This is a genomic window from Winogradskyella poriferorum (genome assembly GCF_050618035.1).
Lineage (GTDB): Bacteria > Bacteroidota > Bacteroidia > Flavobacteriales > Flavobacteriaceae > Winogradskyella > Winogradskyella poriferorum_A.
The window spans coordinates 933,826-947,746 of record NZ_JBODPY010000001.1; the positions used below are offsets into that span (position 1 = coordinate 933,826).

Here is a 13,921-nt window from a genome sequence, read left to right on the forward strand (position 1 = left end):
AAAAAATCGAATGACAAAAGTAATAAGAATTTGACCAGATTAAAATAAAAGTAATTCTAATTTGATGGTAATATCCAGTCGTGATGTTTAAAGTGATTCCACGACTCATTTGCAAGATCTACATTGGGATCTATAAGCAATTTAGCAGGTTTTCCATTTACACTAACATAGGCACGTACATAGATTTCTACATTTTGTCCTTTCCTGGCAAAATCTTCCTTTAAATATTGTGCAAATTGCCAAATTATGTCTGGTTTGGTTTTGGCGCCATTCTGTTGCTTTTTTGTTAGATAATCATTGAGATTAATACGAATGGTTTCTTGTGTATCTGCATCTACAGCTTTATAACTGGCACTCCCTGCTTTTGCTCTTAACATCATACGCCAAGCCAGACGATGTCCTTCTTCGGTCCAAAGAACATTATCCTTAAAGTAGTGATGCCTTAATGGTAAGGCGATATGGATTAAAAAATAGATGACGAAAAGACCAGCTATTAATTTTCCACTTTTTGGAATACTAACAGCATTATCTGTATAAAGGGGTTTCTTTTTAAGGAAAATGCCTTTCACGGTTTCTGGACTAAAGAAGAATAGACTAAATGCTAGAGATAAGTACGGAAATATGCCAATTTGGAAAACAATAGAATTAAACAAATGAAAAAAGACTGATGCAAAAAATGCAATACGACGTGTAGGCTTAAATAATAAAAGTGGAATGATTAAACCATCAAATAAAATGCCTCCATATGCTATAAAATAATGCACGCTTTGTTTTTGAAGGAATTCACCAATAATTGGGTAACTGGCTTTACCTTTCATAAGAAGTGCAACTACAGAGGTGTCTAGCCAATCAGGATAGAGCTTCGCAATTGACGCATAAGTGTATAGAATCAATAATTGTACTATAAATATCCATTTACACCATGCTGGCATTGAAATTTTCTTTATTGCAGGATTAAGCTTAGCATCTAAAGAAGCATAAGAATTAGCAGGCAATAAAACCATTAAAAAGCTGAGTATAAATAACAAATAGTAGTGGTTATTGTAAGCTGATTTTTGCATTAAATAGGTGGCTGTCCACATCAGTGCAAACATTAGCATACTGAATCTATATTTATAGCCTACCATTACTAATAGCCCAAAAAGGCCCATAACAATATAATAGACATACATCCAGTCTCCAGGTAGTGGTTGCAACCATTCAAAACCAATAAATGAAAATGTAAATTCTGGATCGATTAGTGTACGTTTAACCCAACCAGTAAAAACGGCACCTACAGATTCTAAAAAACATAATAGACCAAAGAAAATTCTGAAAACAACAAGCCCAGAATTATCAATATGTCTAAATAGAAATTTAAGCATTTAGATGAGATATGAATTTGAGAGCGTTGTATTTATCGTTCTTGAGTTGTGATTTAAGCGCATCAATATTTTCAAATTTATGCTCATCTCTCAACCGTTTTAAAAACTCAATCTTAAAGGATTCTCCATAGATCGTTTCATTAAAATCGAAAAAGTTCACTTCTATAGATCTGTTTTTGCCCTCTACAGTAGGGTTAGTTCCTATATTCATCATACCATATATGGAGTCATTATTCCGGTATGACTTTACCACGTATACACCATCTTTTGGAATTAACTTATACTTTTGATCTACTTCAATATTTGCAGTTGGAAATTCCAATTTTCTACCAAGTCCTTTACCTTTAACTACTTGTCCATGTAAGAAGTAATTATATCCCAGAAAAGAATTAGCCAATGCAACTTCGCCTTCATTTAGAGCATTTCTAATTTTAGTAGAACTAATGGTTACATCTTTTATGTCTTGTGCAGATATTTCTTGAATATTGAAATTGAATTCTTTAGAAAAATCTCTGAGATCATTGATATTGGCACTACGGTTTTTCCCAAAGTGATGATCGTAGCCTATAACGACTTGTTTGGTATTGAGTTCATCAATTAATACATTTTGCACATAATCTCGCGCTGAAAGATTTGCAAATTCTTGAGTAAACTCTTTCACTATAACTTGGGAAATACCGTGAGATTTTAAAATTGCAATGCGTTCCTCAATCGTATTAAGCATTTTTATAGTTTCATCTTTGTACAAGACCATTCTGGGATGCGGAAAAAGTGTTAGAACAATAGGTTCATAACCATATTTTTCAGCCAGATTAACCACCTGATTTAAGATTTTTTGATGGCCAATGTGCACGCCATCAAAGGTTCCAATAGTCGTTACTTTTGCTGATTTTTCAGTCAAATCAAAGATTTAATTAATAATTAATGTTTTTTGCGCAAATTTTTTAACGTCTGTTAAAAAAATCATAAATTCGGGAAATTTTAATTTCTACTAGAACAACTTATGAAAACAAAGCTACATTTTGTTTTGTCATTAACCATGTTTTTATGTGTTATTTCGGTATCTGCCCAGCAAAATTACTGGCAACAGATTCAAAAATCCGATCTAAATAATGACAATCTTACCGAACTTAATCAGAAGCATTATCAGCTATTTAGGCTAGATATAGATGCTTTAAAAGAAGAACTTAGAGATGCTCCACTGCGAGGGACGGGTTTAACTCAAGATTATGCGAGAATTTATCTTCCAGATTTAAATGGAGAATTTGTTCAGTTCGCAGTTGTTGAAGCGCCTGTTTTATCAGAAGAGTTATCGGAATTGTATCCTGAAATCAAGACTTATCTCGGATTTAGTATTGATAAGCCAGGAACAAGAGTACGATTCAGTATTACACCACAAGGATTACAAACTATGGTTTCAACTTTAGATGAGCCAATGAGTTTTACAGTCCCTTTATCAAAAACAAATAATACTGAATATATCAATTATTCGAGGGACGTAAGAATAAATCAAACTAAGGATTTTAGTTGTTTAACAGATGATGAGTTCTTTCCTATCGATACTAATAGCTTAACCAATAGAGATGCAAATGATCAGACGTTAAGAACATTTAGAATTGCCATTTCAACTACAGCAGAATATACTGGTTTTTGGGATGATGGTGATGCTGGTAATGGAGATGCTGCAGAAGATGCATTAGCTCAGGTGGTTGCTACATTAAACAGATCTAATGAAGTTTTTGAAGTAGATATGGCTGTAACTTTTACCTTAGTTACAGGCACAGAAATAATATATACAGATACGGCTACTGATCCATACGGTGGTAATTTTAATGGCGAATTACAAGCAACATTAACAACAAATGTTGGTGAGGCCAATTATGATGTTGGACACCTTTTTCACTTTGGAGGTAATAATGGAAATGCAGGTTGTATAGGATGTGTATGTGTAGATGGTGCTAAAGGATCTGGTTTTTCATCGCATTCCTTTTTAGATAATGATGGTGGACCTTATATGTCAGATTTCTTTGATATAGACTATGTGCCACATGAAATTGGACATCAAATGGGAGCTAACCATACGTGGTCTTTTAGCAGTGAAGGTACAGGTGTAAATGCCGAGCCTGGTAGTGGAACAACAATTATGGGTTATGCCGGAATTACTGGACCAAACGATGTTCAAGATCATTCCGATCCTTATTTTCATTATTACAGTATAGTACAAATATTAGGAAATTTACAAACAAGAACTTGCTGGGTGGGAACAGCTATTGCCAATAACCCACCAGTAGCAGATGCAGGTGATGATCACACTATCCCAATTGGAACAGCATTCATTTTACCTGGTAGTGCTACAGATCCAGATTCAGGAGATATACTTACATATACATGGGAACAAATTGATAATGGTGTAAGTACTTCAGGCAATTTTGGTCCTAATTTGGCATCTGGAGCTGTTTGGCGTTCGAGACCTCCGAGTACATCACCAGATAGATATATGCCAATTATCGAACGTGTTGTTGCAGGTCAATTAACAGAACAATTCCCTACTGAGACAGTTGATAATTCTTCTTGGGAAACAGTTTCAAATGTATCGAGAACATTAAATTATGCATTAACCGTTAGAGATCGTAGTGATGCAGATGGTGTTGGTCAAACACCACAGAGTGATTTTGATTTAATGACTGTAACAGTCGATGATTCTGCTGGACCCTTTGTTGTGACTTCTCAATCAACAAATGAAACTTGGGATGCAGGATCCAACCAAACTATAACTTGGGATGTTGCGGGTACTGATGCTGGAGCCGTTAATACACCTACGGTAAATATATTATTATCAACAGATGGAGGATTTACATTTCCATTTGTTTTAGCATCGAATGTGCCAAATGATGGTGAAGAAGTTATCACTGTGCCAATTACGGGTGGTGATTCTTCAACATTGAGAGTTAAAGTTGAAGGAAATGGAAATATTTTCTATGCTATTAATTCTACTAACTTTTCACTTCAAGAATCGGAGTTTGTATTAAATGTAGATCAATCAGAGATAGACGTATGTTCTCCTGATGATGTGATTTATACATTTACTTATAATACATTCTTAGGATTTACCGGAGTAACAGATTTTAGTGCTACAGGTTTACCGGCAGGAGCTACTGCGACATTTGCACCTACAAGTGCATCAGCCGACGGAACTAGTGTTACGGCAACCATTTCTGGTATAGGTTCTCTGGCAATTGGAAATTATCCTTTTCAGTTAGTTGGTACTTCAGGAGCAATTACTAAATCTTCCGATGTTGCATTTAATGTCTATGACACAAATTTTGCAACAATTAATCTATTAACGCCTGCAGATGGTGTTGATGACATTGAGGCAACTAATGCTATCTTCACATGGGATGTTGATCCTAATGCAACATCTTATGAAATAGATGTAGCTACAGACTCTGGTTTTACAAATATTGTGGCCAATGCAACAGTAACGGATCCAACGTTTACGGTTACCACATTAGATATTGTAACAGAATATTTTTGGAGAGTAAGAGCAATTAATGATTGTGGTCAAGGAAGTTATTCGCAAGCGTCCTTTACAACCGCAAATATTTTCTGTACGGTTTATAACTCAGGTGATACACCAATTAACATTCCTGATAATAATCCAGTTGGAGCAACTTCGATTATTAATGTACCTACTACCTCTTTAATTACAGACTTGATTGTTACTATTGATGTAACCCACACATTTGATGCAGATTTAATTATTACACTAATTGCACCAGACGGAACGGAGGTAATCTTATCTAACAGAAATGGTGGTAGTGGTGATAATTTTATAGGAACAATTTTCAATACGACAGCAACAACACCAATTGCTGATGGATCCGCGCCATTTACAGGTGAGTTTTTACCAGATGAAGATTTAGGGATTTTAATCGGTGGATTCTCAGGAGGAGATTGGGGTCTTAAAATAACTGATAATGCTGGTATTGATACAGGATCAATTGATAGCTGGTCACTCGAAATTTGTGGTAGCCCACAAGAAGATATTGATAACGATGGCATACCAAATGATGACGATAATTGTCCTGCGACAGCTAATATTGATCAATCTGACATCGATAATGATGGTATTGGTGATGTGTGTGACGATGATATAGATGGTGATGGTATTTTAAATGGGGACGATAATTGTCCTGAAACACCGAATCCGGATCAATCAGACTTTAACAATAATGGTATAGGAGATGTATGTGATATAGAATGTGATTTACAAACATCAACAGATACGCCTGTTGCCATAGCAGATAGTGGTGATGATGCCACTTATACTGTTACTGCAGAAATCGTTGAAGTACTTATTATTAGCGACGTCAATGTCACAATAAATATTCCTCATACGTGGGTTAATGATCTTGACATTTTCCTTACAAGTCCAACAGGAGTTGAGGTAGAATTGTCTACAGGTAATGGTGCAGCATTTGCACAAGATTATATCGATACTACTTTTGATATGGATGCTACAATTCCAATTACTGGAGCTGCAGCGCCTTTTACAGGAACATTCTTACCAGAAGGAGATTTAAATGACTTTAATGGAGATTTTTCAGTCGGTACATGGACATTAACAGTTACTGATACATTTGGTGCTTTAGATGGTGGTACAATCGAAGAATTTACAATTGAGGTTTGTGGTACTAGAGATCCGAATGATATTGATGGAGATACTATTTTAAATGACGACGACAACTGTCCGGAGACAGCCAATACAGATCAGGCAGATCTTGATAATGATGGTATTGGAGATGTTTGTGATGATGATATCGATGGAGACGGTGTCTTAAATAGTGTTGATAATTGTGTAACAACTCCAAATCCAGATCAGGCTGATAACGACATGGATGGCTTAGGAGATATCTGTGACGATGATGATGATAATGATGGTGTACTTGATGTTGATGACAATTGTCAGTTTGATTTTAATCCAGACCAACAAGATGTTAATGGTAATGGTATTGGAGATGCATGTGATGGTTTAATTATTAATGACGTACTCACACCAAATGGAGATGGTATTAATGATACATGGATAATTATTAATGCAGATCGATATCCGAATGCAGATATAAAAGTATTTAATCGATGGGGTAAAGAAGTCTTTAGCACCAAAGGTTATAATAATGATTGGAATGGAACTTACAGCGGTGACACTTTACCAACAGGCTCTTATTATTATCAGGTTGATCAAAATGGAGACGGTACAGTAATGTTATCTGGATGGATTTATTTAACGCTTTAAGAGTGTATAACTTAAATAAAATGAACACAATGAAATTATATAAAAACACAGTAATCATAATTGCAATTCTTTTGTTTGGGTCAACATATGCTCAACAAGAACCAAATTATACGTTGTATAGATATACAATGAATGTTATTAATCCAGCCTATGCTGGAGCTGACGGGACAGCTAATCTCACATCAAACTTTAGAAGTCAATGGATAAGTGTAATTGGTGCGCCAGAAACACAAAGCTTTTTCTATTCTAGACCACTAAGTGAGAAGGTTGGTATAGGTTTATCGGTTGTAAGCGATCAAGTATTTATTGAAAGTCAAACCAGTTTTAATGTAGACTTTTCTTATAAGTTACAGATTTCCGAATCGACAGATTTATTTTTAGGACTTAAAGCAGGTGGTAGTACCTACAATATAGATAGAGGTAATCTTGCAAATATTGGACTGCCAGATGACCCAGCTTTGGGAAATATAGATAGTGGGTTTAGACCAAATTTTGGTGCTGGTGCCTATTTAGTAAATGACAAGTATTTTCTTTCACTCTCTGTCCCTAGAATATTGTCTTCTGAAAGATTAGATGAAGCGGACGGAAGAGTTACACAGGCGACTCAGGAAGCTCATGTTTACCTTTCTGGTGGTTATAATTTTAGAATTAATGATAATACAGAATTTAGACCATCAACTATGGTGAGATATGTGAGTGGATCTCCGTTGTCATTAGATTTAACAGGAGCCTTCAGATTCTATAATAGATTTGAAGTTGGCTTAGCCTACCGAACAGATGAAGCTTTTGGAGGGCTTATGATGATAAATCTTTCAGATTGGTTAGATATTGGCTATTCTTACGAAAGTTCAACACGAGATGAAATTTCGAACAATAGTAATGGAACTCATGAAGTACTACTACGATTTGTTTTTAGTAGGAATAATTAGAAATTAATATCATAAAAAAGACCGTCATTTGACGGTCTTTTTATTTTCCATTAAAGGTGTTCATTGTATTATTTGCTCCAGATAGTACAAAAGATTTTATAAGTGCTATTGATTTGTCTAAGCGCTCATTGAGTTGCTCTGATTCTTCACTAGTCCATTCACCAAGGACATAGTCTACTTGTCGTCCTTTAGAAAAGCTATCGCTTATCCCAAATCTCAATCTATTGTATTTAGTTGTTTGTAGTTTGTCTTGCAGGTCTTTAAGACCATTATGGCCACCATCACTACCTTTAGTTTTTAACCTTAAGGTGCCAAAAGGAAGGTTTAAATCGTCCGTTATTATAAGAAGATTTTCCAAAGGAACCTTTTCTTTGGTAAGCCAGTATTTTACTGCTTTTCCACTAAGATTCATGAAGGTACTTGGCTTTAATAATAGAACAGATCTACCTTTTAGTTTTAATGTCGAAAGATCACCAAGTTTGACAGTTTCAAAGGAGAGTTCTTCCTGCTTTGCCAAATGATCTAATACTTGAAATCCGATATTGTGTCTTGTATTGGAATATTTTTCTCCAATATTACCTAAGCCAACTATTAAAAACTTTTTCATAACATCTAGATGTTTGTCTTTTTCTTCATCTCCAAAACCAAGCCAATTTTTAATTATATCCCACATAGATCAAATTTGTGCTAAAATAAAAAAGCATTCTGTAATAGAATGCTTTTGATATAATTGGTTAAGCTTTGCTTATTCCTGAGCGTCACCTGCTGGCGTTGCATTTTCTGCACCACCTTCTGCTGTTGCTCCACCTTCAGTAGTTTCATCTTCATCCTCATCTTCGTCTTCTACTGCCATAGATGCTCTAGATCTTCTTACCTGACAAACAACAGTATTGTCTGGGTGTAAGAACGTGTAAGCATCGTTTTCTAATTCGGTAATGTATAATTTACTTCCGATTTTTAAAGGTGTAATATCTGCTTCGATGAAGTCAGGTAAATTTCCAGGTAAAGCTTTTACTCTTAATTTACGCTGATTTCGTCTTAATACACCACCGTTTAATACACCTTTTGAAGTACCGATAATATGAACTGGGATGTTCATAGTTATTTCTTTATCCTCAAAAGTTTGATAGAAATCTACGTGTAGTATTCTATCTGTTACAGGATGAAACTGAATATCTTGCATAATTGCATTGTAAGTTTCACCGCTCTCTAAAGCAATCACAACAGTAAGCGCATCTGGAGTGTACACTAACTTTGAGAAAGCCAATTCTGGTGCCGAGAAATGTAGTGGCTTGTCTCCTCCGTATAACACGCAAGGAACCTGACCAGCATTACGTAAGGCTTTTGTTGACTTCTTGCCCACGCTTTCTCTTTGAGATCCATTGATTGTAATTGATTTCATTTTGAAATGTTTTATTAATAAAAAATTTTCCCTCTAAAAGGGGTGCAAATTTAAGAATATATTGTTGAAATACTAGTGTTTAAGGGCTTTTTTTAATCTGAAATAACAGAAGCACTTTTCCGTAGCCTTAATCTTTTAGAAAAGCCGTCTAATTAAATGACGAATTTATTACTTATTGACTCGTTGTTATGCACATTATACATAACCTCTGCAAATAAATTAGCACATGTTAAAACCCTGAGTTTGCTACTCTCTTGGCGTAGTGGAATAGAGTCTGTAACAATAAGTTCTTCTAAAGCAGAATTTTCTAATCTTTCGTAGGCGTTTCCAGATAGAATAGGATGTGTACAAATTGCTCTAACACTTATAGCGCCACGTTCCATCATAAGATCTGCAGCTTTAGTCAGCGTTCCTGCTGTATCAACCATGTCGTCGACTAATACAACATTTTTCCCAGTGACGTCACCAATAAGTTCCATATGAGAAATTACATTTGCTTTGGCTCTTTGTTTGTAACAAATAACAACATCACTTTGTAAGGCCTTAGAATAAGCATAAGCACGTTTAGATCCACCCATATCAGGTGAAGCAATAGTTAGATTATCTAAGTTTAAACTATTCAAGTACGGTAAAAATATGGTCGATGCAAATAAATGGTCTACTGGCTTTTCGAAGAATCCTTGTATCTGGTCTGCGTGCAAGTCCATAGTTATAATTCTTGTGGCACCAGCAGCCTCAAGCATCTTCGCTACTAATTTTGCAGCGATAGGAACCCTTGGTTTATCCTTGCGATCTTGTCTTGCCCATCCAAAGTATGGCATTACTGCTGTAATATGTCTAGCAGAAGCGCGCTTCGCAGCATCAATCATTAAAAGCATCTCCATCAAATTCTGAGGGCCAGGATGAGTAGAGCCAATAATAAATATGCGAGTACCTCTTATAGATTCTTCATAAGATGGCTGAAATTCACCATCACTGTAAGTAGAGGTAATAACGTTGCCTAGTTTAACACCATAGGCATTAGCAATTGATTCAGCAAGTTCTCTACTCTGAGAGCATGTAAAAATTTTGGCTTCGGTTGCAAAAGGCATATCGAAAGAGTAATAAAGGGTTAATCAATTAGGGTCATTTAGCAAAGCGCAAATTTAGCAAAATAATTTGCGGGTTAAGGGATATTACAATCGCTTTTTTGTGCACCTAGAAAAAATATTTTCTATTTTTGCGTTCCCGTTTTGCTCAAGTGGCGGAATTGGTAGACGCGCTGGATTCAAAATCCAGTTCCTTCGGGAGTGTGGGTTCGATTCCCACCTTGAGTACGCATAAGCTTCAAGTATACATCTTGAAGCTTTTTTTATGAATTTAATTGTAACTTTGGTACATCCCAAATGAATTAATTATGTTAGAAAATTTTTGGTTTAATGTTCAATATGGCATTAATCATGTACTTGACCCAAATGGCTATGACCATGTGTTATTTTTAATGGTATTGGCTGTACCTTATGTGTTTAAAGATTGGAAACGTGTTCTAATTTTGGTCTCATTGTTCACGCTAGGCCATACCTTATCCTTGGTTTTGGCAGCCTATGGTATAGTTACAGTAAATGGCAAACTTGTTGAGTTTTTAATACCTGTCACCATTTTAATCGTGGCTATTTACAACGTATTTACTGCTGGTAAAAAAGAAAAATCAAGTAAAATCTCCTTATTGTTTTTTGCAACTCTATTTTTTGGACTTATTCATGGTCTTGGTTTTGCTAGAGAATTCAAAATGTTTGCAGGACAATCTGAAAATAAGCTAGAACTTTTAATAGAGTTTGCTTTAGGTATTGAAATTGCCCAGATCATTATAGTCTTTGTGATACTGTTCCTTGGGTTTTTATTTCAAACTATTTTTAGATTTTCGAGAAGAGATTGGGTTATGGTACTCTCCGCTGTTGTTGTAGGTCTTGTTATACCTATGATCATGGGTAGTGATTTGTTAAATTAGATAACAAAGATTGGTAAAACTTTAACTCTAAGCCGATTGTGTATAAAATAGTATACTTTTATCTTCGTTAATAACATTGTACGTTTGTGCAATAATCAAATGCATGTCAGAAACTAAACAAAGACGCTACGATAAAGCATATTTAAGAATAGCTAAAGAATGGGGTAAACTATCGCATTGTAAGCGTAAACAAGTTGGTGCAATAATTGTAAAAGATAGAATGATTATTTCCGACGGTTACAATGGAACACCTACAGGTTTTGAAAATTATTGCGAGGATGACGAAGGTTATACCAAATGGTATGTCTTGCATGCTGAAGCGAATGCAATTTTAAAAGTAGCCTCTTCGACCCAATCCTGTAAAGGTGCAACACTTTACATTACATTAAGTCCTTGTAAAGAGTGTAGTAAGCTGATTCATCAAGCTGGAATAGTTAGGGTTGTTTATCACAATGCTTATAAAGATGACTCCGGTTTGCAATTCTTAAAAAAGGCAGGTGTAGAGCTTGAATATATTGAAGACTTACAGTCATAATGGCGACAAAAAATAAATACATACCATTAATAATAGGTGTTGCGGTTGCAGCAGGTGTCGTCATTGGAGGGAAATTAAACTTCACGGATACTTCAGACCGTTTATTTACAACAAACAGCAAAAAGGATAAGCTTAATCGGCTTATAGATTACATCGATTATGAATATGTTGATGATATTAATACCGATAGTATTGTTGACGTCACTGTAAATGGCATCTTAGAAAATCTCGATCCACATTCTACCTACATACCAGAAAAAGACATACAACGGATTACCGAAAATATGAAAGGTGATTTTGTTGGTATAGGGATTAATTTCTATGCTTATAAAGACACTATTGCAGTTGTTAAACCGACTGAAGGAGGCCCAAGTGAAGCTGCAGGAATTTTAAGTGGTGATAGGATTCTTATGGCCGATGGTGATACCATTCATGGAAAAATTATAACAGATGATCTTATCACTAATAAGTTAAAGGGAGATAAAAACACTAAGGTAAATTTAACTGTGTTTAGAAAGGGTGAGAAAGACCTTTTAGAATTTGAAGTAACTAGAAAGGATATACCAATTAAAAGTGTTGATGCCTCCTACATGCTTACGGATAATTTGGGGTATATCAAGATTAATCGATTTGCAGAATCTACTTATAAAGAGTTTAAAACAGGATTAAAAGAATTAAAGAATCAAGGTGCCGAAAAATTGGTTTTAGATTTAAGAGATAATCCTGGTGGGTTTTTAGGAATCGCTGAGCAGATTGCAGATGAGTTTCTAGAGGATAAAAAACTAATAGTATTTACTCGAGATAAAAAAGGACGAGAAGAACGAACCTATGCTACAAAACGCGGTGATTTTGAAGATAATGAAGTCTATATTCTCATAAATGAAAATTCTGCATCCGCAAGTGAAGTTATTGCAGGTGCATTACAGGATAATGATAAAGGTATAATCGTCGGTAGACGATCCTATGGAAAAGGTTTGGTGCAGCGTGAAATGGCACTTGGAGATGGTAGCGCGGTTAGACTAACAGTATCTCGATATTATACACCAACGGGTAGATCTATTCAGAGACCCTATGAGAATGGTAAGAACAAGAATTATTTTAGAGATTATTTTAAGCGTTTAAGAACGGGAGAATTAACAGATTCTGATAATATTAAGGTTGATGATTCACTAAAATTCACCACACCTAAAGGTAAGGTGGTTTATGGAGGAGGAGGTATAATACCAGATATTTTTGTTCCTGTTGATGCCGCCTTTGATAATGAGATGATAAATTATATGAGGCGAAGAGGTCTTTTTGGGTTTTTTGTTTTTGAAGAACTAGATAAAGATCGAAACCAATATGAAAATTATACTAAGTATGACTTCATTAATAATTTTGAAGTTGATGATGAAATGGCCCTACGATTTAAGGACTATGTGAATTTCAAAGAAGATTCTAATATCACCTTTGTTGCTTACCGTGAAGAAATAAAACGTCTTATTAAAGCCACTTTAGGACGCCAATTATTTGATGATAATACGTTTGATGAAATTTTAAATAGAGAGGATAAAATGGTGCAAGAAGTTATTTTACTTAGTGCAGAATACCCTAATTTTAAACAGTAACCTTGTCATGTATTTTGGAATGCTTACCATTATTCCAAAGCGTTAAAATATCAGTAGCGACCTGCGCACCGCTTCCACTTGCAATCGCAAATTGACTTCTCCATCCTGCTAAGGTTCCAGCCACAAATAAATTTTCACTGACAACATGGTCTTTATTTTTTAACCAAATCCTGTCTTTTTCGATTGCCGCTCTGGGATGAGGTTCTATATAAGACTCTAATCCTTTTATGGTTATAAGACTTGTATAGCCAACTGCAATAACAGCCATTGTCGTTTCGTAAATATTTTTATTGGTAATTACTCTATAGCCATTGGAAGATTCTTCGATTGCTTTTACTTTTTCCTTTCCCAATTGTTCTACGTGAGGGTACAGAGTTTTTAGTTGATTTTTACCGTCTAGAAGTATATCACGTCCTAATGTGCCTGGCGCCAATCCAAGGACGTTATTAAATAGCGCATTTTGAAGGTGTGACGTTTTCTGATGCGTAATTATACCAATACGTTTGTCCTTAGCAAAAGGTTTGCTTATTGCAGAACCAAGCACCAAAGCACAAGACATACCAGCTGCTCCTGCACCAATAATCAAAACATCATATTTCATTTACGCTTCTTTTGTAAAGCTTCAACTTTTTTAGATAGTCGTAAAATTTGAAGCAATATCACTGCGCAGAGTCCAGCAATTATGGTCAAAATTGCTGTATAACTATTACCTTCTAGTGGAGCCTCTAAATTGATTTTGGTCGTGTTAAATACGATTAATGCTATGGCAATTATGGTGAGAATGGACGTAAAAATCTTCAT

11 protein-coding genes, 1 tRNA gene and 3 pseudogenes are annotated in these 13,921 nt (G+C 35.3%); 8 read left to right on the top strand and 7 right to left on the bottom strand.

Translation table 11 applies throughout. The features are described 5' to 3' along the window. Positions 1-56: 56 nt before the first annotated feature. Both ACRHOC_RS04170 and ACRHOC_RS04175 read right to left on the bottom strand, forming a co-directional pair. A complete protein-coding gene (locus tag ACRHOC_RS04170) occupies positions 57-1,364 on the bottom strand; it encodes an HTTM domain-containing protein (RefSeq protein WP_431157293.1) in 1,308 nt (435 codons plus the stop codon). After that, entirely contained in the window at positions 1,357-2,265 is a 909-nt protein-coding gene (locus ACRHOC_RS04175; protein ID WP_431157294.1) for a bifunctional riboflavin kinase/FAD synthetase, read from the bottom strand. The genes ACRHOC_RS04170 and ACRHOC_RS04175 overlap by 8 nt, the downstream gene beginning before the upstream one ends. 534 nt (positions 2,266-2,799) lie before the next feature. Here ACRHOC_RS04175 and ACRHOC_RS04180 point away from each other — a divergent pair. From ACRHOC_RS04180 to ACRHOC_RS04195, 4 genes and pseudogenes are all read left to right on the top strand, one after another. After that, positions 2,800-5,373: pseudogene (locus ACRHOC_RS04180) on the top strand (reprolysin-like metallopeptidase); the annotation flags it as partial. A gap of 30 nt (positions 5,374-5,403) precedes the next feature. Further along, positions 5,404-5,631, top strand: a pseudogene (locus ACRHOC_RS04185) (thrombospondin type 3 repeat-containing protein); the annotation flags it as partial. A gap of 108 nt (positions 5,632-5,739) precedes the next feature. After that, a pseudogene (locus ACRHOC_RS04190) lies at positions 5,740-6,660 on the top strand (gliding motility-associated C-terminal domain-containing protein); the annotation flags it as partial. Positions 6,661-6,689: 29 nt separating this feature from the next. Beyond that, entirely contained in the window at positions 6,690-7,589 is a 900-nt protein-coding gene (locus ACRHOC_RS04195) for a PorP/SprF family type IX secretion system membrane protein (protein ID WP_431157295.1), read from the top strand. A 40-nt stretch (positions 7,590-7,629) separates the two neighbouring features. Here ACRHOC_RS04195 and pth read toward each other — a convergent pair whose 3' ends face one another. From pth to ACRHOC_RS04210, 3 genes are all read right to left on the bottom strand, one after another. Beyond that, positions 7,630-8,196, bottom strand: coding sequence for an aminoacyl-tRNA hydrolase (gene pth / locus ACRHOC_RS04200; protein WP_431157452.1), 567 nt, complete (start codon positions 8,194-8,196; stop codon positions 7,630-7,632). A 138-nt stretch (positions 8,197-8,334) separates the two neighbouring features. Beyond that, a complete protein-coding gene (locus tag ACRHOC_RS04205) occupies positions 8,335-8,991 on the bottom strand; it encodes a 50S ribosomal protein L25/general stress protein Ctc (RefSeq protein WP_431157296.1) in 657 nt (218 codons plus the stop codon). Positions 8,992-9,143: 152 nt separating this feature from the next. Further along, entirely contained in the window at positions 9,144-10,082 is a 939-nt protein-coding gene (locus tag ACRHOC_RS04210) for a ribose-phosphate pyrophosphokinase (RefSeq protein WP_431157297.1), read from the bottom strand. A gap of 143 nt (positions 10,083-10,225) precedes the next feature. On the opposite strand from ACRHOC_RS04210, the gene ACRHOC_RS04215 reads away from it, so the two are divergent. From ACRHOC_RS04215 to ACRHOC_RS04230, 4 genes are all read left to right on the top strand, one after another. Beyond that, positions 10,226-10,307, top strand: a tRNA-Leu gene (locus ACRHOC_RS04215). An 80-nt stretch (positions 10,308-10,387) separates the two neighbouring features. Beyond that, the gene (locus ACRHOC_RS04220; RefSeq protein WP_431157298.1) at positions 10,388-10,978 is read left to right on the top strand and encodes a HupE/UreJ family protein; all 591 of its coding nucleotides are present in this window, start codon (positions 10,388-10,390) and stop codon (positions 10,976-10,978) included. Between the two features lie 103 nt (positions 10,979-11,081). Then, positions 11,082-11,513, top strand: a complete 432-nt coding sequence (locus ACRHOC_RS04225) for a deoxycytidylate deaminase (protein WP_431157299.1) — start codon at positions 11,082-11,084, stop codon at positions 11,511-11,513. Then, positions 11,513-13,120 (top strand): S41 family peptidase, encoded by a 1,608-nt coding sequence (locus ACRHOC_RS04230; protein WP_431157301.1) that lies wholly within the window; start codon positions 11,513-11,515, stop codon positions 13,118-13,120. Before ACRHOC_RS04225 ends, ACRHOC_RS04230 begins: the two co-directional genes overlap by 1 nt. Here ACRHOC_RS04230 and ACRHOC_RS04235 read toward each other — a convergent pair. Together ACRHOC_RS04235 and ACRHOC_RS04240 are read right to left on the bottom strand one after the other, a co-directional pair. Further along, positions 13,110-13,721: an FAD-dependent oxidoreductase gene (locus tag ACRHOC_RS04235; protein ID WP_431157302.1), complete on the bottom strand. Its 612-nt coding sequence runs from the start codon at positions 13,719-13,721 to the stop codon at positions 13,110-13,112. The genes ACRHOC_RS04230 and ACRHOC_RS04235 overlap by 11 nt on opposite strands. After that, positions 13,718-13,921, bottom strand: coding sequence for a hypothetical protein (locus ACRHOC_RS04240; RefSeq protein WP_431157304.1), 204 nt, complete (start codon positions 13,919-13,921; stop codon positions 13,718-13,720). Before ACRHOC_RS04240 ends, ACRHOC_RS04235 begins: the two co-directional genes overlap by 4 nt.